The 20,844-nt window shown below is 69.9% G+C and carries 15 protein-coding genes and 1 pseudogene; 4 read left to right on the top strand and 12 right to left on the bottom strand.

Annotation, left to right across the window (positions count from 1 at the left end; genetic code table 11):
- Positions 1-121: 121 nt before the first annotated feature.
- A pseudogene (locus QMK30_RS22960) lies at positions 122-1,111 on the bottom strand (DUF4192 domain-containing protein); the annotation flags it as partial.
- Positions 1,112-1,388: 277 nt separating this feature from the next.
- Complete coding sequence (locus QMK30_RS22955; RefSeq protein WP_283520179.1) at positions 1,389-2,435, bottom strand: fatty acid desaturase family protein; 1,047 nt, start codon at positions 2,433-2,435, stop codon at positions 1,389-1,391.
- 310 nt (positions 2,436-2,745) lie between these two features.
- On the opposite strand from QMK30_RS22955, the gene QMK30_RS22950 reads away from it, so the two are divergent.
- Positions 2,746-4,920: a RecQ family ATP-dependent DNA helicase gene (locus tag QMK30_RS22950; RefSeq protein ID WP_283520178.1), complete on the top strand. Its 2,175-nt coding sequence runs from the start codon at positions 2,746-2,748 to the stop codon at positions 4,918-4,920.
- Between the two features lie 217 nt (positions 4,921-5,137).
- Complete coding sequence (locus tag QMK30_RS22945; protein WP_283520177.1) at positions 5,138-5,767, top strand: hypothetical protein; 630 nt, start codon at positions 5,138-5,140, stop codon at positions 5,765-5,767.
- A gap of 82 nt (positions 5,768-5,849) precedes the next feature.
- Here QMK30_RS22945 and QMK30_RS22940 read toward each other — a convergent pair whose 3' ends face one another.
- The 6 genes from QMK30_RS22940 to QMK30_RS22915 form a co-directional block, all read right to left on the bottom strand.
- Positions 5,850-6,560 (bottom strand): hypothetical protein, encoded by a 711-nt coding sequence (locus QMK30_RS22940; RefSeq protein ID WP_283520176.1) that lies wholly within the window; start codon positions 6,558-6,560, stop codon positions 5,850-5,852.
- Between the two features lie 67 nt (positions 6,561-6,627).
- Complete coding sequence (gene rnhB / locus QMK30_RS22935) at positions 6,628-7,338, bottom strand: ribonuclease HII (RefSeq protein ID WP_283520175.1); 711 nt, start codon at positions 7,336-7,338, stop codon at positions 6,628-6,630.
- Positions 7,339-7,587: 249 nt separating this feature from the next.
- Positions 7,588-9,159, bottom strand: a complete 1,572-nt coding sequence (locus QMK30_RS22930; protein WP_502963201.1) for a DUF4153 domain-containing protein — start codon at positions 9,157-9,159, stop codon at positions 7,588-7,590.
- A gap of 561 nt (positions 9,160-9,720) precedes the next feature.
- Entirely contained in the window at positions 9,721-10,629 is a 909-nt protein-coding gene (locus QMK30_RS22925) for an ADP-ribosylglycohydrolase family protein (RefSeq protein ID WP_283520173.1), read from the bottom strand.
- A 12-nt stretch (positions 10,630-10,641) separates the two neighbouring features.
- Complete coding sequence (locus tag QMK30_RS22920; protein WP_283520172.1) at positions 10,642-11,301, bottom strand: histidine phosphatase family protein; 660 nt, start codon at positions 11,299-11,301, stop codon at positions 10,642-10,644.
- A 74-nt stretch (positions 11,302-11,375) separates the two neighbouring features.
- Positions 11,376-11,981: a YdbC family protein gene (locus QMK30_RS22915; RefSeq protein ID WP_283520171.1), complete on the bottom strand. Its 606-nt coding sequence runs from the start codon at positions 11,979-11,981 to the stop codon at positions 11,376-11,378.
- Positions 11,982-12,177: 196 nt separating this feature from the next.
- On the opposite strand from QMK30_RS22915, the gene QMK30_RS22910 reads away from it, so the two are divergent.
- Positions 12,178-12,708, top strand: a complete 531-nt coding sequence (locus QMK30_RS22910) for a TerD family protein (RefSeq protein WP_283520170.1) — start codon at positions 12,178-12,180, stop codon at positions 12,706-12,708.
- 101 nt (positions 12,709-12,809) lie between these two features.
- On the opposite strand, the gene QMK30_RS22905 is transcribed toward QMK30_RS22910, so the two are convergent.
- The 3 genes from QMK30_RS22905 to nrdR all read right to left on the bottom strand — a co-directional run bounded on the left by QMK30_RS22905 (position 12,810) and on the right by nrdR (position 17,498).
- Complete coding sequence (locus QMK30_RS22905) at positions 12,810-13,559, bottom strand: class I SAM-dependent methyltransferase (RefSeq protein ID WP_283520169.1); 750 nt, start codon at positions 13,557-13,559, stop codon at positions 12,810-12,812.
- Between the two features lie 355 nt (positions 13,560-13,914).
- Entirely contained in the window at positions 13,915-16,854 is a 2,940-nt protein-coding gene (locus QMK30_RS22900; RefSeq protein WP_283520168.1) for a vitamin B12-dependent ribonucleotide reductase, read from the bottom strand.
- Positions 16,855-16,979: 125 nt separating this feature from the next.
- A complete protein-coding gene (gene nrdR / locus QMK30_RS22895) occupies positions 16,980-17,498 on the bottom strand; it encodes a transcriptional regulator NrdR (RefSeq protein WP_283520167.1) in 519 nt (172 codons plus the stop codon).
- A 494-nt stretch (positions 17,499-17,992) separates the two neighbouring features.
- Between nrdR and lexA the strand changes: the two genes are divergently transcribed.
- Positions 17,993-18,778, top strand: coding sequence for a transcriptional repressor LexA (gene lexA, locus QMK30_RS22890; RefSeq protein WP_283520166.1), 786 nt, complete (start codon positions 17,993-17,995; stop codon positions 18,776-18,778).
- Positions 18,779-18,862: 84 nt separating this feature from the next.
- Here lexA and QMK30_RS22885 read toward each other — a convergent pair whose 3' ends face one another.
- Positions 18,863-20,833 (bottom strand): ATP-dependent DNA helicase, encoded by a 1,971-nt coding sequence (locus tag QMK30_RS22885; protein WP_283520165.1) that lies wholly within the window; start codon positions 20,831-20,833, stop codon positions 18,863-18,865.
- Positions 20,834-20,844: the final 11 nt, after the last annotated feature.

Genomic DNA, 20,844 nt, shown 5'->3' with positions numbered 1-20,844 from the left:
CGGGGCAGCCGAGCACGTCCGTCAATCAGATCTCGATGAAGCGAAGGAGTCTCATGCACGTCCAAATGCTCACGAGTCACGGTCCCCGAGTCGAGTGGATCACCGAGTTGGTGCAGTTAACAGACCAGGCGACCCATCCGGCGAGGGTGAGCGGCGCGGCGGCGTGGGTCTCGTACGGGCCGACGCAGCGGCGAGCGAGCGCCCGCCAGAGCCGCAGCGCCCGCTGCGCTTCCGGGCCCTCCATCCACTGGGCCGCCAGGTCCCTGGTCTCCCGGTCCTGGAGACCCACGATGACTGCGGCTGCCTCGTCCGGGGCGATGAGCGCGTCGTCCCCGATGTCCGTGCCGGGCCGCTCCTCCGGCGGCGCCCCGCTCTCCCCCAACCGCTGCATGAGACGCCGGGCCAGGCCCAGCGTCTCGGCCCCGACCTGCTCGCGCTCGTCCCCGTTCAGAATCCGGGGCACCAGGGCGAGCCCCGCCACGTCCAGAGCCCGCACCTGCTCCCCGTCGTCGGGCCCCGGCCGGGACATCAGCCGCGTTTCCATCTCCCGAAGTGATCCGCGCACCTGGATGCCGGCGTAGGCGGCGGCCGCCGCCATGACCGAGGTGCCGGGCAGGGCCAGCACGCTGCCCTCGGGCGGGCAGCACCGGGCGTCGGGGCAGCAGTAGGACCAGTACCTGCCGTCGGAGATGCACAGCGCTTCGAACACGGGGACGTCGAGCGCGCCACAGGCGGTGCGCAGCTGCTGTGCGAAGGGGCGCAGCCGCTCCATCGTCTGCCGCCCCGACTCCCCCACCGCCGGGTCCTGGCAGAGGAAGATGACGATGCCGTCGGGCCGGGCGCCCCGCCGCTCGCTCCCGGTCACCAGACAGTCGGCGAGCTGGTCCGAGACGGGCTGCCACTCCCTGGGCGAGCGTGGGATTCCGAGCCTCAGTCGCCCGCCGAACCGGCCGCGGCGGCCGTGCAGCGCGACCATCACCACGCTGTCGGTCGGGTGAAAGCCCATCAGGTACGGCAGGGCGTCGGCGAGCTCCGCGGGGCCTCGGAGGGTGATCTGGTCACCGGTGGAAGAGCTTGCGGAAGGGCCGGTGGATTCCTGGTGCTTGTTCATGGCAAGACGTTCTCGCGGACACCGCCTGCTCCGCCAACCCTGTGGACAACTTTATCCACAGGCCGGTGGCGCTCATCACACAACCCCCTTTCGATCGGGGAACTGCTGCCATCACAGGCCGAATTGGCCGAACCTCGCACCATCCGTACGGAGAACTGATCAGGCCCGGCGCCGCCATCCGGATCCTCCCCGCGCGGGAACGGGCACGCGCGGGAAACGGGTGGCAGTGCCGGGCCTACCGGAATCCAGGAATCCAGGAATTCAGGAATTCAGGGATTCAGCACTTCTCACGAATGGGCTCGCCCACGCGCCGCAGGTGTCCGAGCGCCTCGGCCTGGGAAGCGATCCAGCCGGTCTGGTGGTAGGGCACACCGATTTCCGCGCAGTACGCCTCGGTGATCACCTGGGCCCGCTTGAGCGCCGGGCTCGGCATGCTGGGGAAGAGGTGGTGCTCGATCTGGTAGTTGAGGCCGCCCATGGCAATGTCCATGAATGGGCCGCCCTTCACATTGCGCGAGGTGAGTACCTGGCGGCGCAGGAAGTCGAGCTGGTCCTCGTCGGTAATCATCGCCATCCCCTTGTGATTGGGAGCGAAGATACATCCGAGGTAAATACCGAACAACCCCTGGTGGACTGCGATGAAGGCAATTGCCTTACCCGGGGAAAGAACCGTGAACAGCGCACCGAAGTAAATGACGAAGTGTGCGACGAGCAGAGCACCTTCGAGCCACGGACGCTTCATCGTCGGGCTGCTCAGCGCCTTGAAACTGTTGAAGCTGAGGTTGAGACCCTCCAGCGTCAGCAGCGGAATGAAGAGGTGAGCCTGGTGGCGCCCGATGAACCTGGGCAGCCCTTTCGCGGCTCGCGCCTGCCGCTTCGACCACACCAAAATATCGGGAGCGACATCCGGGTCCTTCTCCTCGTGGTTGGGATTCGCGTGGTGGCGGGTGTGCTTGTTCATCCACCACCCGTAGCTCATGCCCACGAAGAAGTTTGACGTGATCAGCCCGCCGATCTCGCTGGAGCGACGCCGCGAGAAAACCTGACAGTGCGCCAGATCATGAAAGACCAGGGCGAGCTGACCGAACAGGACGGCCATTGCGACGGCGAGGATCAGTTGGAGCCAGCTGTCCCCCAGGGCGAAGAACGCCACCCCGCCGGCCAGGCACGCCAGACCCACGATGCCGAACCGAATGCTGTAGTAGAGAGGGCGGCGGTCCAGGAGACCGTCCTGGGCAATCCTTCGGGACAGTTGAGCGAAATCGCTCCCTGTCGCCTTGGTGGCCGGCCCAACGGATGGCGTGATCGCCGCTTCGATCGTCATGACTCAAGTCTCGGTTTTGGACCTGGTCGCCAGAACCCCCTTACCCCCCCAATCCCCGGGGGGGCTAGCCCCCCTTTGCGGCTCCCTCGCACCACGGGATGTCCCGTATCTTCTGGTTGATCACCGGTCGTGGGCCGCAGGCACTCCCGGCGCACCCGGTTGATCCACACCGAATGCCCCAGGAGCCCATGTGAAATCTTCACCCTCCGGTGGTGACACCGGCCTGTCGTGAACATTTCATACGAACGAGCGGCCCCGGCCGTAACCGCTCGTTCCCCGGTTGTCCGACCCGTCCTGTTGTATGGGGTGCATGCAGCAGACGAACAACCCCGATCTCCGCGCGGCGGCCGACAAGGTACTCGCCCGGCTCGTCGGCGACCCCACCGGCGAGACCAGGCTTCGCGAGGACCAGTGGCGGGCCATCGAGGCACTCGTGGCCCACAAGCGCCGGGCCCTGGTCGTGCAGCGCACCGGTTGGGGCAAGTCCGCGGTGTACTTCGTCGCCACGTCCCTGCTGCGCGAGCGCGGCAGCGGCCCCACCGTGATCGTCTCGCCGCTCCTGGCCCTCATGCGCAACCAGGTCGAGGCCGCGGCGCGGGCCGGCATCCGCGCCCGGTCCATCAACTCCTCCAACACCGAGGAGTGGGACACCGTCCAGGCCGAGGTCGAGGCGGGCGAGGTGGATGTCCTGCTGGTCAGCCCCGAGCGGCTCAACAATCCCGACTTCCGCGACAACGTGCTGCCCAAGCTCTCCGCCGCCACCGGTCTGCTGGTGGTCGACGAGGCCCACTGCATCTCGGACTGGGGCCACGACTTCCGCCCCGACTACCGGCGGCTGCGCACCATGCTGGCCGAGCTCCCGCCCGGCGTTCCGGTCCTGGCCACCACGGCCACGGCGAACTCCCGCGTGACGGCCGACGTCGCCGAGCAGCTCGGCACCGGCGCGGACACCGACGCCCTGGTGCTGCGCGGCCCACTGGACCGGGAGAGCCTGAGCCTGGGCGTGCTGCAGCTGCCGGACGCCGCGCACCGGCTCGCCTGGCTGGCCGACCACCTTGACGAGCTGCCGGGGTCCGGGATCATCTACACCCTCACGGTCGCCGCCGCCGAGGAGGTCACGGCGTACCTGCGCCAGTGCGGTCACCCCGTCGCCTCCTACACCGGCAGGACCGAGAACGCGGAGCGGATGCAGGCCGAGGAGGATCTGCTCGCCAACCGGGTCAAGGCGCTGGTCGCCACCTCGGCGCTGGGCATGGGCTTCGACAAGCCGGACCTCGGCTTCGTGGTGCACCTCGGGTCGCCCTCGTCGCCGATCGCCTACTACCAGCAGGTGGGCCGCGCGGGCCGTGGCGTGGAGCATGCCGAGGTGCTGCTGCTGCCGGGCCGTGAGGACGAGGCTATCTGGAAGTACTTCGCCTCGGTCGCCTTCCCGCCCGAGGAGCAGGTGCGGCGCACGCTCGACACGCTGGCCCAGGCGGGCCGCCCGCTGTCGCTGCCCGCGCTGGAGCCGCTCGTCGACCTGAGGCGTACGCGCCTGGAGGCGATGCTCAAGGTCCTGGACGTGGACGGCGCGGTGCGCCGGGTCAAGGGCGGCTGGACCACCACCGGACAGCCCTGGGTGTACGAGGCGGAGCGCTACGCGTGGGTGGCGCGCCAGCGGGCCACCGAACAGCAGGCCATGCGGGAATACGCGACCACGAAGAGCTGCCGGATGGAGTTCCTGCGGCTCCAGTTGGACGACGAGGAGGCTGCCCCGTGCGGCCGCTGCGACAACTGCGCGGGGGGCCGGTTCGGCGACGGGGTGTCCACCGGCGCCCTGGACGCCGCCCGTGGCGAGCTGGGCAGGCCGGGCGCGGAGGTGGAGCCCCGCAAGATGTGGCCGACTGGCCTCGCCGCGGTCGGCGTGAATCTCAAGGGCCGTATCGCCCAGGGAGATCTGGTCTCCTCGGGCCGCGCGCTGGGGCGACTGTCGGACATCGGCTGGGGCAACCGGCTGCGCCCGATGCTGGGCGACCGGACGGCGCCGGACGGTCCTGTGCCGGACGACGTGGCGGACGCCGTGGTGAGCGTCCTGGCGGACTGGGCCAAGGGGCCGGGCGGATGGGCGTCCGGCGAGGCGGACGCCTCGGCGCGGCCGGTCGGCGTGGTCACGGTCGCCTCCCACGGCAGGCCGGTGCTCATCGAGTCGCTGGGCCGCCGGATCGCCGAGGTCGGCCGCATGCCGCTGCTGGGTTCCGTCGCGTACACGCAGGAGGCCGCGGGCGAGCGGATGTCGCAGACCAACAGTGCGCAGCGTGTACGGGCCCTCCACCAGGCGCTGACCGTGCCGCCCGAACTGGCCGCCGCCCTCGCGGCGGCGGATGGGCCGGTGCTGATCGTCGACGATCTCTCGGACACCGGCTGGACCCTCGCGGTGGCGGGCAGGCTGCTGCGCAGGGCCGGGGCGCAGGGGGTGTATCCACTGGTGCTCGCCATTCAGGCGTGACGTCAGGCGTTCCGGGCGGCCTGTCTGGGCAGGGATATCCGCGTCATACCCATAGATTCCAGTCGACGGCGCCAATTGCTCGTTGCCGCATGCCCCATGGGACAGCGAGAATTGGAAGCGCTCCCGCACGCCCCTCCTGTGGACCGGAAGGGCTGTGCCGCGGCGCGTCCCAGCCGACCTTGCCCGCGATTGCGGGCGCGTACGCGAAGGGAGGACCGTGGCCTTCGGATTCGCTCCGTCCGCTGCCTCGTTGAACCCCACGCCCGCCGACAGCGTCAATCGACTCGGCCGGACGCTCGAACCGGCCGAGTGGGCGGCTGCGGGCATCCCCCTGCTGCGCAATCCGCGCGAAGTGGTCAGCGGACTGCACGCCAGACATCTGCCCGCGCCGGACACGGCCGTGGTGGCCGTCCTCGACGCCGAGGAGCGGCTCACAGCCAGCGCCTCGTTCGTCCGGCGCTCCGCCCCGGCCGACGGCTGGGAGTTCCGCAACGCGTTGCTTTCGCACCTGCGCAGGGTCGTGCCGCACGATCTGCGCCGCCGTACGCCGGTTCGGACCGCGGTGCTGCTCTACTGCCGCGAGGGCGACGAGCGCTGGACCCAGGAGGACGGCGCCTGGATGTGGGGCCTGCGCGACGCCTGCACGTTGCACGGGCTGCGCTGCGGCGCGTACATCACGCTGACGGACAGCGGTTGGCAGGTGCTGGGCGAGGGCCGCGGGGGCCGCCGCCCGAGCACCGGATCACGCCCCGGCGCTCTGGCGGACGCCTCTTCCGAGGCCGACCTCTCCCCGTTGAGCACGGGTGGAGGAGCCGCGGACGCACTGCGGCGGGCGGCCGCCAGCTGAGAGTCGGCGTCCGCGCGCCGGCTCCGGGGCGGTCCGCCTGCCGGCTCGGGCGTCCGGCCGTACGGCCGGACGCCCGAGCCGGTCAGACGCCCGCGCCGAGTACGGCGTCGACCTTCTCCTGCTCGCCGCACACGATCAGCAGCTCGCCTGCGCGATCCCTGGCCACGGGCAGCGCGCGGGTCACCGCGTCACCGGCCTCGCCGTTGACCGCGACGATCACCACGGGACGGGCGGCTGCCCGCTCCGCGGCGGACGCGTCCGCGTAGAAGACGTCGTCACGGGCGTCGTGCTGGGCCCAGTAGGGCGCCTCGCCGAAGGACAGCTCATGAGCGGCCCACGGGTGACGCTCACCGGTGGTGAGCACCAGGATGTCGCCAGGCGCACGACCGGAGTCGAGCAGCCGGTCGACCGCCTCGTCGGCGGCGTCGAGCGCACCGGACGCGAGGACCGGGACGATCTCGGTCTCGGGCGCGGAACGATTCTCCTCACCGGCCGCCGGGGCCGTGCCCACGACCGCGGCAGCCGGCTGGGCCGGAGGCGTGGGAGCGGGGGCCGGAGCCGGCGCGGGAGCAGGTGCGGGGGCCGGAGCCGGCGCGGGAGCAGGTGCGGGGGCCGGAGCCGGTACGGGCCTCGGCTTGGGCGGACCGGGCACGGGACGCCCGGGACGCGGTGTGGCCGCAGTACGCGGACCGGGTACGGGACTGGGGGTCGACGCGGGGCGGCCTGCGGCCGGAGTGGCGCGGGGACCCTGGGCACTCTCGTGAATCTGAGACTCCTCGGGGATGACGTGCAAGACGTGGATGTCTATCAAATGCCGCCGCGACACACAGCGGCGGGTGGGTGATCGGGTGCGATCGGGCTCAGAAGTCGAAGCCGAGTTGGCCCCCGCTTTCCAGCGCGGCGGCCTCCGCCGAGATCCGGATCTTCTTCAGGTGCCGCCACTGGGGCAGCGCGTCGAGGTACGACCAAGACAACCGGTGGTGCGAGGTGGGACCCCGCTCCGCCAGCGCCGCCTTGTGCACGGGCGACGGATATCCCGCGTTGGCCGCGAAGGCGAAGTCGGTCAAATCCGGTGACTGCGCCCCCAGTTCGGCCATCATCGCGTCCCGCCTCACCTTGGCGATCACCGAGGCGGCGGCGACGGCGATGCAGGACTGGTCGCCCTTGATCACCGTACGGACCTTCCAGGGCAGCCCGAGGTAGTCGTGCTTCCCGTCGAGGATCACCGCGTCCGGACGCACCGGCAGCGCCTCCAGGGCGCGTACGGCGGCGAGCCGAAGAGCGGCGGTCATCCCGAGTTCGTCGATCTCCTCGGGCGACGAGTGACCAAGGGCATGGCAGGTGACCCAGTCCTCCAGCAGTCGGGCCAGCTCCGTGCGGCGCTTGGGGCTGATCAGTTTGGAGTCGGTGAGACCGTCGGGCGGGCGGCGCAGACCGGTGACAGCCGCGCACACGGTGACGGGTCCGGCCCATGCTCCGCGCCCGACTTCGTCGACACCAGCGATGATCTTGGCACCGATGGTGGCGCGCATGGAGCGCTCGACGGCGTGAGTGGGAGGTTCGTACGGCATGGCGCCATTCAGGTTACGCCGCCGGGACCCCCTGCGACACCCCGGGCACCAGCCCTTCCCCGGACGAGGCCGCGGCGCCATGATCATGCGGCTGATTCCACCCCCCCTCCGGTCCGCCCATTCACTGCCGCACACGGTCGAGCGGCGCATCGCCCGGCCCGCAATCGTCGCAAGAATCACGCCGTTCGGGGCCGAAATCAGTCCAGGGAACCACTCGACCACCCCCTGTCCCACGCGTGAAGCAACGCGTCAGTACTCGTCGGAGATCCCGCGCCCCCCGTCGTACACACCAAGTTCCCGACACTCCGTCATATCGATGTCCAACGGACGCTGGTCGAGAATCTCCCGCGCCCTGGTCTCGCCGAGGCTCGTCGCGTACCAGGACCCGAGCTTGTCGTCGAGGCGCCTTTCGATGCCCATGAGGGAGCAGGAGCGTAGCGGTTCGGGCAGCGTGTCCAGCGCCGGCACCGCATCGGCCGACAGGTCCTGGAAGTACTGCACGTCGATCTTGTCGCTGGTCCGGTACCGCTCGACGTTCCGCTCGGCGACCAGCCCGTCGGGCGAGACGAGACCGAAGACCAGCACGGCCGCCGCGGCGCTCACCGCGACGGCGCGCGGCAGCCAGCGGGAGCCGAACACCCCGGCCGCCATGATCACTACGATCACCAGGCCGAGCCACAGCTCCATGGCCGTCACCGAGACCCGCAGCCGCGTCAACGCGTACTCGTCCATGTACAGGTCCATGCGGCGCAGCGCGGAGGCGACAACGACCAGCGTCAGCACGCACAGGGTGCCGAGCACCGAGCGGACCAGGGTGCGGTCGCGTGCGCCGCCGCGCGGGGCCCAGCGCAGCGCCAGGCCGATGACACCCAGGGTCAGCACCGTGGCCCAGAGCAGCTGCCAGAAGCCCTGGCGCGCGTACTGGGAGTACGTCAGCCCGGTGTCGCTCAGCACCTTCTCGTAGCCGCCGAACAGGACCGCGAGCTGGACCGCGATGAAGGCGGCGAAGAGCAGGTTGAGCACGATGAGCGGAAGTGCCCATTCCGTCCGGCCACGCGCGCGTGCGGGTCGTACCTCGATACGGTCCCAGCGCATCGGCGCGGCGGCGGTGCGGGCGGCGGCGAGCGCGCCGACGAGACCGAGCGCGAACAGGAAGATCCGCCAGGGCCCGTCCGCCACGGAGACGTCGGGTATGAGGCCGCCGAGCAGGCCGGCGAAGGCGGCGTCGGCGCCCGCGAAGAGCGCGCCGAAGACGACGAACAGCACGACGGCGACCAGGGTCGTGCGCACCACGGGCGCCCAGCGCCCGCGCGAGACCTCCGCGCGCTCGCGCACTCCGCGCCAGGCCCAGGCGCTGCCGGAGCCGACCGACCCGAAAATGCCCAGGCAGCCGATGAGGACGCCGGGCCAGGTCCGGTTGCCGTGCAGGGCGAGCGAGCCGAGCGCGAGCGCGGAGACGACGGCAAGGAGGGTCGGCCAGCCCGCGTCACGCAGCGCGGGGACGGCCAGCAGGGCCAGGCCGCCGAGAGCCCAGACGAGCGTCCAGGGGCGCACCCTGCGGCCCGCGGCCCGCGCGGCGAAGTACGCGGCGAGGGCGGCCGGGACAGCCACCAGCATCAGATTCGGGCCCAGCCCGTCGCCCAGCAGCAGGGCGCTCAGCAGCGCGGTGGCCAGGGCGGCCCAGAGGGTGCCGGGACGGATCCCGGCCGGCGGTCCTGGACGCACCGCGGTCACCGACTTGGGAGGCTCGGCCTTGCGCGGCGGCCACTGCGGCGGCCGCTGGGTCGCGGCGCGGTGCTGCTGCTGCGCGTACGAAGGCATGACGGGTGCCTGCGGGACGGCGTCACTCGGTCCCGCTCCGGCTCGCGTCCGCCGGCCTTGCCCGGAACCGGGCTCGGCGGGCGGCGGAGTGGATGGCGTAGTGGCAGGCGTGTCGGACACGGGACCCCCTCCCGGCCGGGCACGGCACGCGGCGGAAAGGCAGCGCGTACGACCCGGTGTCTCGTCGGCGCACGCCCGTCATGATCATCGGACGGCGTGGCCGCCAGATTAACGCCGCCCCAGGCCTCCAGCGCTTCCAGGACCGTGGTGTGGCAGGACCGTGACAGTCCCCGGCCCACGCGGCCACGGAGGACACGGACGGCACGGACGGGCACGACTGAACCGTCGGGCGCCACCAGCCCGTCAGACACCGAGCGAGCCCCCGCCCAGTTCAGCCCGTCCGGCGTTTGAGGACCGGGGTCCGGGGCGGAGCCCCAGTTTCGGGAAGGGGCGGGTAGGGGAAAGCGCCGCAGGCAACCCGCACCGCACCCACCGCCACACCACGCAGACCCGCGCCGGCTCCCGAGGCGCCCGCACCCGCCCCACGGCGGGACCCCCGCCTCAGCCGACCCGCGAAGGCACCCAGCCCGGCACCGCTTCGGCCTGCTCCAACCACTCGGCCGGCGGCGCCCCCGCCGACCCCGCGGCAACCACCCCGCCCACGATCGCGCAGGTCGTGTCGACATCGCCGCCCACCTGCGCAGTGGCCCAGAACGCCCGCTCGAAGTCACCCAGCGACCGCGCCGCGGACCACAGCGCGAACGGCACCGTGTCGTGCGCGCTCGTCCGCCGCCCGCAGCCCAGCACCGCGGCCACGGTCCCCGCGTCGTCGTAGTCGAGCATGTCCTTGGCCCGCCGGAGCCCCGCGCCCACCGCGCTGCGCGGCACGAGCGCGATGACGCCGTCGAGCAGCTCCGCCGGCCCAGGCGGCCCGGCCGGGTTCGCCGCGAACGCGGCTGCGGCGGCCACCGCCATGGCGCCCACCACGGCCTCGCGGTGCTGGTGCGTGGTGTACGCCGAGACCTCGGCCTGATGGGTGGCCTGCTCGGGATCGTCCGCGTACCAGGCCCCCAGCGGGGCGATGCGCATCGCGGCGCCATTGCCCCAGGAGCCCTGCCCCTGGAAGAGCGCGGCGGCGAGCTCGCGCCAGTCGCCGCCCTCTCTGACCAGCCGCAGCATCCGGTTGACGGCAGGGCCGTATCCCCGGTCGAAGTCGTGGTGGTCGGCGAAGGAGCGGGCCAGCGCGTCCTGGTCGACCCGGCCGTGCGCGGCGAGCACGGCCAGTACCGAGCAGGCCATCTCGGTGTCGTCGGTCCATTGCCAGGGCCCCGGAGGCAGCTCGCGCCTCTTGAGCAGCGGGTAGTTCACGGGGACGAAGAACTGGGAGCCCAGGGCGTCACCGAGCGACAGCCCGTGCAGGCTGGCCAGTGCGCGTTCGAAGCGCCGGTCGGTGGAGAAGTCAGCGGTCATCGCCCAGCCACTCTATCCGGTGATGCCGTACGGCTCGGGCACCCGCCAGCGTTCGAACTGCCGGTCAAGGCTGTAGCGGCCGTCCTCGCCGAGCTGCAGGATCCGTACCTCGGCGTTGCACGGGTTGGACAGCGACTCGAATTCGGCCACCGACCAGTGGAACCAGCGCATGCAGAACAGCCGCATGGTCAGGCCATGGGTCACCAGCAGCACGTTCGGCGGGTGGTCGGGCGCCTCGAAGCTGCGATAGAGGCTCTCCAGGAACGCCCCGACCCTGTCGTACACATCGGCCCCGGACTCCCCCTGCGCGAACCGGTAGAAGAAGTGCCCGTAGGCGTCCCGGTAGGCCTTCTGCAGCTTTACGTCGTCCCTGTCCTGCCAGTTTCCCCAGTCCTGCTCGCGCAGCCTGGGCTCCTCCCTGGCCCGCACCCGTTCCTGGTCGAGCTCGAACGCGGCGAAGGTCTCATGGGTCCGGCGGTACGGGGAGACGTAGGCGCTGACCTGCTCGTCGCCGAACAGCTCGCGCAGCCGCACGCCGGCCTCCCGGGCCTGCCGCTGCCCGGTCTCGGTGAGCCTCAACGCATGGTCGGGCTCGCGTTCGTACACCGTGTCATCGGCGTTGCCTTCGGATTCTCCGTGCCGGACGAGGACGATGCGCTGCGGTCTTGCCATGCCGAAACCCTAGAACGGGAGATCCGCGGCGGCTCGACCGGGCCGCCGCCCGGCCTCCATACGGCGGATGGTGATCACACCGTCCAGGTCGGCTCCAGCTGGACGACGTCGCCCGCCACCTCGGCCACATCGGCCTCGGTCTGGGCCCGCAGCGACAGACGCTCCACCCGCTCGGCGCGGTACTTGCCGTGCTCGGCGGTGGACTGCCACATGGAAAGCACCAGGAATTCGTTGCCCGGCGCCTCACCGAACATTCCGCGCAGCATCCCGGGCGATCCGGCCATCGCCGGATTCCAGATCTTCGCCTGCATCAGTGAGAAGTGCTCGACCCGGCCCTCGTGCACCTTGCAGTGCGCGACCCGCACCACATCGGCGTCCGCGAACTGCGGCTCGAAGCCCGTCTTCACGTCGAACCGGTGCTCGAAGAGGGCGACTTGGGGGTTCTTGAACGTGCCCGACTGGGCCGATGCGAGCCGCTGGTGCGCGCTCGCCATGAAGGAGTCGTAGAAGGCGCGGCTCTCCCAGAAGGTAAAGACATGCGCCGCTCCCGGCCGCCCCCGGCTCCAACCACCGCCCTGTCCCCGAAAACCCGGTTCTCCCAGCAGCCCCGCCCACTTCCGCTGCCCCTGCTCAAAACCTCGACGGTCGATCACGGTGCAGCGAATCCACTTGACCAGCACCGAGCCATCGTACGACCACCGACGTGTCGCCCGTCACGCTCCGGAGGTCACCGGAGCCCGGTTGACGCCCCTACGACCCGCCCCGCACGCCCCGCACCACGTCCGGCCGTGATCGTTCGCCGCCCGCGCGGTGTCTGTGCGTGACAGCATGGCCAATCAAGCTGATTCTTCTGACAGTTGTGGGAAGGAAAGACCGGTGAGCAGTCTCAACAAGGGGATCGGGAAGGTCGAAGTGACGCTCAAGTGGGACCCCAGTCCCCTTGGTGCCCCTGCCAATGACCTCGACATCATCGCCGCGACGTACTCCGTGGACGATCCGCACGGCGGTCCGGTGTACGTCGTGCACTTCGGCAGCCGGTCGCCGGACGGCACGATCACGCTCAACCGGGACAGCAGGACCGGTCAGGGCTTCGGCTACGACGAGGTCATGACCCTGGAGTTCGACCGGCTGTCCGCCACGTACGCCCGGGTCATGGTGGGCGTGGCGATCCAGCAGGGCGGCGGGCGCAAGGCGTTCGGCGACATAGTGAATGCGAGCGTCCGTATCAGTGAAGACCACACCGTTCTGACGGAAGAGGACTTCACCGCCGTCTCCTCGTCCACAGCGGCCACCATCGCCGAGTTCACCCGGGACGAGGCCGGCGGCTGGGGCATGGTCGAGGTCGTGCGCGGATTCGACACCGACCCGAATTCCTTCGCCCAGCTGATGGGCAATGCGCCTGCCTGACCTGAGAGAGGGGGCCGGCCAGTGGCCGCCCCCCTCTCTCACCTCGCGTGTCCTACCGTCGGTACCGGCGGAGATCACTCACCGGGATGTCCGGTCGATCGTCAGGCGCGGCAGCGCAGCATCTCCAATGGGGGGTTGGCGAGGAGGTCCGCCCAGAAGTCCGCACCGAACGTGCGCACGCCGGCGTCGGACACCGCCAGCGGGACCCAGCTCACGTCGCTGAACCCGGCCGCCCGCAGGGACTTTTCGTAGACCTCGCGGCGCGGGCAGGTGGTGACGAACCCGATCGGCCCGACCGGCGGGTCGAGCAGCGCCGTGATCCGCACGCGCGGTCCGGTCTCGGCCTCCTCGCCGGTCAGCTCGGAGCGAAAGCCGTACTTGTCCAGGGGCGGGCCGTCGAAGCGGTAGTCGGGTGTCTGGGCGAGCACGAAGAACTCGGCGCCGGGCGCCAGGCTCCGGCGCACGTTGCGGCACATCCGCTCCATGGCGGCGACGTCCTGGGCGTAGTTGAGCAGCTGGACCGCCAGTGCGATGTCGAAGCGCCGCCCGAGGGGCCGCAGTTCGGACACATCGCCCACCTCGTAGCGCACACCCAGCGGATTGCGCTCCTCCAACTCCTGCGCCGCCGCGACCATTTCACCGGAGATGTCGACTCCGAGTACCTCCGCGGCGCCGCGCCGCCTGAACTCCCTGCTGTAGAAGCCGGTGCCGGAGGCCAGGTCGAGGACCGACTTGCCGCGCACGTCCCCGACCATGGCCAGGAAGCTGGGCACCTCCCCGTAGTGCGCCAGCGGCAGGGTCTTGAAGCCCTCGAAGGCCTCACCGATCTCGTCGTACTGCTGCCTGCTCACAGTGCTGCCATCCCCCACACTTCGTCATGCCCTTGGCCGCGGGCCACCCCCGTCCCCGGAACGTGCCGCGACCTCCGGCGGGCAGTCTCGCGCACCCCTGGCAGACCGTCGCACTGGCAGAAGCCACAAAGATATGGACACCGTCCCGGCACGTGTACGGGCGGGTGTATGGGTTCGAGGCGAGGCGAACGCACGGACGGGCCTGGGGCATCGCCGGAGACCGACTCCGCCGGCCGGCTCCGGATGCGCGGCACGACGAAGGGGACCGGCATCGGCCGGTCCCCTTCGTGAGCCGTTGCTCAGCTACCTCCGCGGACTACGTCGGATGTCGCATCCCACGCGATCCCCCCAGGTACTAGCTGCAGCCGCTGGTCGAGCCGCAGCCCTCACAGATGTAGCAGCTGCCCGCACGCTGCATCTTCGTCCCGCAGGAGAAGCACAGCGGCGCGTCCGCGCTGATACCGAGCTGCATCTCGACGAGCTCCGCCGAGGTGTGCGCCTGCTTCGGCGCCGGGATGCTCTCCACCTTGGGCGTGGCGACCGCCTTCAGCGGCTCCGCCGGGCGCGGGGGTGCCTGGTGCGGGGCTGCCTGGAGCGGAGCGGACTGGGCCAGGCTCTCCACGTCCATGTTGTCGTCGTCGTCCATGGAGGGCTCGTACGAACCGGTCTCCAGGTGACGCTGACGCTCGTCGGCCGAGTGGATGCCGAGCGCCGACCGCGTCTCGAAGGGCAGGAAGTCCAACGCCAGGCGGCGGAAGATGTAGTCGACGATCGACTGCGCGAGACGCACGTCCGGGTCGTCCGTCATGCCGGCCGGCTCGAAGCGCATGTTCGTGAACTTCGAGACGTACGTCTCCAGCGGAACGCCGTACTGCAGACCGACCGAGACGGCGATCGAGAAGGCGTCCATCATGCCCGCGAGGGTGGAACCCTGCTTGGACATCTTCAGGAAGACTTCACCGAGACCGTCGTCCGGGTAGGAATTGGCGGTCATATAACCCTCGGCGCCGCCCACCGTGAACGAGGTGGTGATGCCGGGACGGCCCTTCGGGAGGCGCTTGCGCACCGGGCGGTACTCGACGACCTTCTCGACCGCGGTACGAATCGTCGCCTCGGTGTTCGCCGTGACCTCGGCCTTGACCTTGTCCTTGGTCTTGGCGGAGAGGGGCTGGCCGACCTTGCAGTTGTCGCGGTAGATCGCGAGCGCCTTGACGCCCATCTTCCACGCCTCGAAGTAGACCTCTTCGACGTCCTCGACGGTGGCCGTCTCCGGCAGGTTCACCGTCTTGGAGAGCGCGCCGGAGATCCACGGCTGGATCGCCGCCATCATCCGGACGTGGCCCATCGCGGAGATGGAACGCTCGCCCATCGCGCAGTCGAAGACCTCGTAGTGCTCGGCCTTGAGGCCGGGGGCGTCGATCACATTGCCGTTCTCGGCGATGTGTGCGACGACCGCCTCGATCTGCTCCTCCTGGTAGCCCATACGACGCAGCGCCTGCGGCACCGTGCCGTTGACGATCTGCATCGAGCCACCGCCGACGAGCTTCTTGAACTTGACCAGCGCGAGGTCGGGCTCCAGGCCGGTGGTGTCACAGGACATCGCGAGACCGATGGTGCCGGTGGGCGCGATGACCGAGGCCTGCGCGTTGCGGAAGCCGTTCTTCTCACCGAGGCGGAGCACGTCCTGCCAGGACTCCGTGGCCGCGGCCCAGACCGGCGAGTCCAGCTCGTCCACGCGGGGAGCCGTGGTGTTGGCGTCGGAGTGCTGCTTCATGACGCGCTTGTGCGGCTCGGCGTTGCGGGCGTAGCCGTCGTACGGGCCGACGACGGCGGCCAGCTCAGCGGAACGGCGGTAGGACGTACCGGTCATCAGCGAGGTGATGGCGCCGGCGAGCGAACGGCCGCCGTCGCTGTCGTACGCGTGACCGGTCGCCATCAGGAGGGCGCCGAGGTTGGCGTAACCGATGCCCAGCTGACGGAAGGCGCGGGTGTTCACGCCGATCTTCTCGGTGGGGAAGTCCGCGAAGCAGATCGAGATGTCCATCGCGGTGATGACCAGCTCGACGACCTTGGCGAAACGCTCCACCTCGAAGGACTGGTTGCCCAGGCCGTCGTCCTTGAGGAACTTCATGAGGTTCAGCGAGGCGAGATTGCACGAGGTGTTGTCCAGGTGCATGTACTCACTGCACGGGTTCGAGCCGTTGATCCGGCCGGACTCGGGACAGGTGTGCCACTTGTTGATCGTGTCGTCGTACTGAATGCCGGGGTCGGCGCAGGCCCAGGCGGCTTCGGCCATCGTGCGGAAGAGGGACTTGGCCTCGACCTCCTCGATGACGTCGCCAGTCATCCGGGCGCGCAGGCCGAACTTGCCGCCCGCCTCGACCGCGTTCATGAACTCGTCGTTCACGCGGACAGAATTGTTGGCGTTCTGGTACTGGACGGACGTGATGTCGTCGCCGCCCAGGTCCATGTCGAAGCCCGCGTCGCGCAGGGCGCGGATCTTCTCTTCTTCCTTCACCTTGGTCTCGATGAAGTTCTCGATGTCGGGGTGGTCGACGTCGAGGATGACCATCTTGGCCGCCCGGCGGGTGGCGCCACCGGACTTGATCGTTCCGGCGGACGCGTCGGCGCCACGCATGAACGAGACCGGCCCCGAGGCGTTGCCGCCGGAGGACAGCAGTTCCTTGGAGGAGCGGATGCGGGAGAGGTTCAGGCCGGCACCGGAGCCGCCCTTGAAGATCATCCCCTCTTCCTTGTACCAGTCGAGGATCGACTCCATGGAGTCGTCGACGGCCAAGATGAAGCAGGCGGAGACCTGCTGCGGCTGGGGGGTGCCGACGTTGAACCACACCGGCGAGTTGAAGCTGAAGACCTGGTGCAGGAGGGCGTACGCCAGCTCGTGCTCGAAGATCTCGGCGTCAGCGGGAGAGGAGAAGTAGCTGTAGTCCTCACCGGCCTTGCGGTACGTCTTCACGATCCGGTCGATCAGCTGCCTGAGACCGGTCTCGCGCTGCGGCGTACCGACAGCGCCGCGGAAGTACTTGCTGGTGACGATGTTGACCGCGTTCACCGACCAGAAGTCGGGGAACTCGACGCCGCGCTGGTCGAAGTTGACCGAGCCGTCGCGCCAGTTGGTCAGGACGACGTCACGGCGCTCCCAGGCCACCTCGTCGTACGGATGCACGCCGGGAGTGGTGTGAATGCGCTCGATGCGCAGTCCCTGCCGATTGGCGGTCGACCCCTTGGAACCCTTGGTGCGGGTCCCTCGTGCCGAACCGCTCGCCGTCTCTGTCATGCCGCCTCCCATATACGGACGAAAACGCCCTGAAGTGCCCGGTTCTTCCCAGGTCACATGTGTTTTTGATGTCCTTGACGTCACACACGGCGCCAGGACAGGTCTGTGTTGTGCCGCCGACTCGGTCAGTCGGTGGCAGCGGCGGGCACGGGGACCTCTGGGGTCACGCCGGCACCACAGCCGCAGTCGCTAGCCGGGGGCTGCTCATCGCGGAGCTCCGCGATGGCGGCCTCGAAGTCTTCGAGCGAGCCGAACGCGCGGTAGACGGAGGCGAAGCGCAGGTACGCGACGAGGTCGAGCTCCTGGAGGGGCCCCAGTATGGCCAGGCCCACGTCATGAGTGGTCAGCTCGGCGCTGCCGGTGGCGCGCACCGCTTCCTCGACCCGCTGGCCGAGCTGGGCGAGGGCGTCCTCGGTGACCGGCCGCCCCTGGCACGCCTTGCGCACCCCGGAGATGACCTTGGTACGGCTGAAGGGCTCGGTGACACCGCTGCGCTTGACCACCATCAGCGCTGCGGTCTCCACCGTCGTGAAACGGCGGGTGCAGTCGGGGCACTGACGGCGACGGCGGATCGAGGTGCCGTCATCCGTGGTCCGACTGTCGACGACGCGACTGTCGGGGTGTCGGCAGAAGGGGCAATGCATGGGTCCCAAGCCTCCTTCACAGCACGACTGAATAGCCTCGGCAGCCCCGCGAGGGGCCTCTTGAAGCAGCTCCCAGCATAGGCGATCGCCGGGCCCCTGAGAGACCGGGGACCACAACTTGTGGGCAGCTGAGGCAATCCAACCACTAGATCTGGGGTTCGGCCGCACTTGGCGCGTTGGCGCGTGTCGTGCGTGTCGCGTCACCGGGGGCCGTGCGGGCCGCCCATGAGAGTACGGGACACACCCCGGGCTCCCGAGGCCGGTGCCGCGCGATGGCACACTGGGGGCGACCCCGGCCGCCCATCGGCCCGGCGTCGAAGGGTACCGTAAATGCCCGAATTGCCTTTCACTCAAAAGGCCCCCCACATACACCCGAACGCGTAATCGCGTAAGGCATTCTGCGGTTTTTCACTCGAACGTGTGTTTGGCGCAACCTTTCGAAAGCTACTACCGTTGTGCCAGCCAGGGAGAGAACATCTCGAAGAGGGGCCGACGTGACCACCACCGCTGACAGCGCAACCATCACTGCCCAGGACCGCTCCCAGAGCCGACTCGAGCCGGTGCATGCAATGAATGAAGCAGCCACAAATCCGGAGGGCACCAAGCCCTCGCGTTCGCTGCCGGGCAGGCCTCCGGGAATCCGGGCGGACAGCTCAGGTCTCACCGATCGGCAACGACGCGTCATCGAGGTCATCAGGGATTCGGTGCAGCGGCGGGGCTATCCGCCGTCCATGCGCGAGATCGGTCAGGCGGTGGGCCTTTCCAGTACCTCTTCCGTGGCCCATCAGCTAATGGCTCTCGAACGCAAGGGCTTCCTACGCCGGGACCCGCACCGCCCTCGGGCGTACGAGGTGCGCGGCTCCGACCAGCCGAGCAATCAGCCGACCGACACGGCGGGCAAGCCGGCCGCGTCCTATGTACCGCTCATCGGCCGCATCGCGGCCGGTGGCCCGATCCTGGCCGAGGAGTCGGTGGAGGACGTCTTCCCGCTCCCCCGTCAACTGGTGGGAGACGGCGAGCTGTTCGTCCTCAAGGTCGTCGGAGACTCGATGATCGAGGCCGCCATCTGTGACGGCGACTGGGTGACGGTCCGCCGCCAGCCGGTCGCGGAGAACGGCGACATCGTGGCCGCGATGCTGGACGGCGAGGCGACCGTGAAGCGGTTCAAGCGCGAGGACGGCCATGTCTGGCTGCTCCCGCACAACGCCTCGTACGAGCCGATCCCCGGCGACGAGGCCACCATCCTCGGCAAGGTGGTGGCGGTACTGCGGCGGGTCTGACATCGCGCCGGCCAAGATCGGGCCCCGGAACCCACTGCGCGGTTCCGGGGCCCTGCTTTGTGCCCTCATGGCGCGCTGCGGCGCCTACAGGCCCTCCGCTTTGGCCTTGGCGTCGATCGCGGAGAGCGACCGGCGGACCTGATTGCGGTCCGTGGTGTACCAAAAATCGGGCAGTGAGGCCCGGAGGTAACTGCCGTAGCGGGCGTTGGCCAGCCGCGGATCGAGCACCGCGACGACGCCGCGGTCGCCCGTGGCCCGCACGAGCCGCCCGGACCCCTGGGCCATCAGCAGCGCGGCATGAGTCGCCGCGACGGCCATGAAGCCATTGCCCCCGCCCTCCTCGACCGCCTTCTGGCGGGCGCTCATCAGCGGGTCGTCCGGGCGCGGGAACGGGATCCGGTCCATGATCACGAGCTGGCAGCTCGGGCCCGGGACATCGACGCCCTGCCACAGCGAGAGCGTGCCGAACAGGCAGGTCTCCGGATCGGCGGCGAAGTTCTTGATCAGCTCGCCCAGCGTCTCCTCGCCCTGGAGCAGGATCGGCTTGTCGAGCTTGCCGCGGAGTTCCTCGGCAGCGGCCTGGGCCGCGCGCATCGAGGAGAAGAGCCCCAGCGTGCGACCGCCCGCGGCCTCGACCAGCTCGGCCAGCTCCTCCATCATGTCCCCGCGCGAGCCTTCGCGACCCGGCGTCGACAGATGGCGTGCGACATACAGGATTCCCTGCTTCGGATAGTCGAACGGCGAGCCGACGTCGAGGCCCTTCCAGACCGGAACGTCCTCCCCTTCGGTGCCTTCCGGTGCCAGGCCGAGCGAGGCGCCCACCCCGTTGAAGTCACCGCCGAGCTTGAGCGTGGCCGAGGTGAGGACGACGGAGCGCTCGGTGAAGAGCTTCTCGCGCAGCAGCCCCGACACAGAGAGCGGCGCGACCCGCAGCGAGGCGCCGAAGCGGTCGTGCCGCTCGTACCAGACGACGTCCCACTCCGAGCCGTTGCAGATACGCTCGGCGACGCCGTGGATCGTCTCGACGGCGGCGCGGGCCTGCTTGCGTACGGCGTCCTCGTCCTGGACGGACTTGTCCCGGGTGTTGCCGAGGGCCGAGATGACGTTACGGGCGGCGTCCCGCAGCGCCATCAACGCGTACCCGAGGTCTTCGGGGACCTCTTCCAGGCGGCCGGGGAGCGCCAGCTCCATCAGCCGCTCGAAGGACTCCGCGGCAGTCTGCAGGGAGTCGGCGACCTTCTCGTCGACCAGCTTGGCCGCCCTTCGCACCGCACGGTTGACCTGCCCCGGGGTGAGCTCACCGGTGGCCACACCGGTGACCCGCGAGACCAGCTCGTGCGCCTCGTCGACGATCAGCACCTCGTGCTGCGGCAGGACCGGGGCGCCCTCGATGGCGTCGATGGCGAGGAGTGCGTGGTTGGTGACGACGACATCGGCGAGCTTGGCGCGCTCGCGGGCGGCCTCGGCGAAGCACTCGGCCCCGTAGGCGCACTTCGTCGCGCCGAGGCACTCCCGTGACGAGACCGAGATCTGGCCCCAGGCGCGGTCCGAGACACCCGGTGTCAGGTCGTCGCGGTCCCCCGTCTCGGTCTCGTCCGCCCAGTCGCGCATGCGCAACAGGTCCTGACCGAGCTTGCTGGTGGGCGCGGCCGCCTCGAACTGGTCGAAGAGGCCGTCCTCCTCCTCCTGCGGGACGCCCTCCCGGAGCCGGTGCAGACACAGGTAGTTCGAGCGTCCCTTGAGCATGGCGAACTCGGGACGGCGGCGCAGCAGCGGATGCAGCGCGTCGACCGTCCGCGGCAGATCGCGCTCCACGAGCTGGCGCTGGAGGGCAAGCGTCGCCGTGGCCACCACGACGCGCTCGCCGTGCGCCAGGGCCGGGACCAGGTATCCGAGGGACTTGCCGGTGCCGGTGCCGGCCTGGACCAGCAGATGGGAATGGTCGTCGATGGCTCCGGCAACGGCTTCGGACATGGTGACCTGGCCGGGCCGCTCCGTGCCGCCGACGGCGGTCACGGCGGCATGGAGGAGCTCGGGGAGTGAGGGCTTCGTCATAGCTCGACCAC

The sequence above is a fragment of the Streptomyces sp. H27-C3 genome (genome assembly GCF_030063415.1).
Taxonomy (GTDB): Bacteria; Actinomycetota; Actinomycetes; order Streptomycetales; family Streptomycetaceae; genus Streptomyces.
This window is presented reverse-complemented; position numbering and strand designations above follow the sequence as displayed.

Excerpts from the sequence above, each read along its gene's own strand:
- QMK30_RS22955 (WP_283520179.1), bottom strand. The coding sequence starts at position 2,435 with ATGACGATCGAAGCGGCGATCACGCCATCCGTTGGGCCGGCCACCAAG.
- QMK30_RS22950 (WP_283520178.1), top strand. The coding sequence starts at position 2,746 with ATGCAGCAGACGAACAACCCCGATCTCCGCGCGGCGGCCGACAAGGTA.
- rnhB (WP_283520175.1), bottom strand. The coding sequence starts at position 7,338 with ATGCCGTACGAACCTCCCACTCACGCCGTCGAGCGCTCCATGCGCGCC.
- QMK30_RS22930 (WP_502963201.1), bottom strand. The coding sequence starts at position 9,159 with ATGCCTTCGTACGCGCAGCAGCAGCACCGCGCCGCGACCCAGCGGCCG.
- QMK30_RS22925 (WP_283520173.1), bottom strand. The coding sequence starts at position 10,629 with ATGACCGCTGACTTCTCCACCGACCGGCGCTTCGAACGCGCACTGGCC.
- QMK30_RS22920 (WP_283520172.1), bottom strand. The coding sequence starts at position 11,301 with ATGGCAAGACCGCAGCGCATCGTCCTCGTCCGGCACGGAGAATCCGAA.
- QMK30_RS22900 (WP_283520168.1), bottom strand. The coding sequence starts at position 16,854 with ATGACAGAGACGGCGAGCGGTTCGGCACGAGGGACCCGCACCAAGGGT.
- nrdR (WP_283520167.1), bottom strand. The coding sequence starts at position 17,498 with ATGCATTGCCCCTTCTGCCGACACCCCGACAGTCGCGTCGTCGACAGT.
- QMK30_RS22885 (WP_283520165.1), bottom strand. The coding sequence starts at position 20,833 with ATGACGAAGCCCTCACTCCCCGAGCTCCTCCATGCCGCCGTGACCGCC.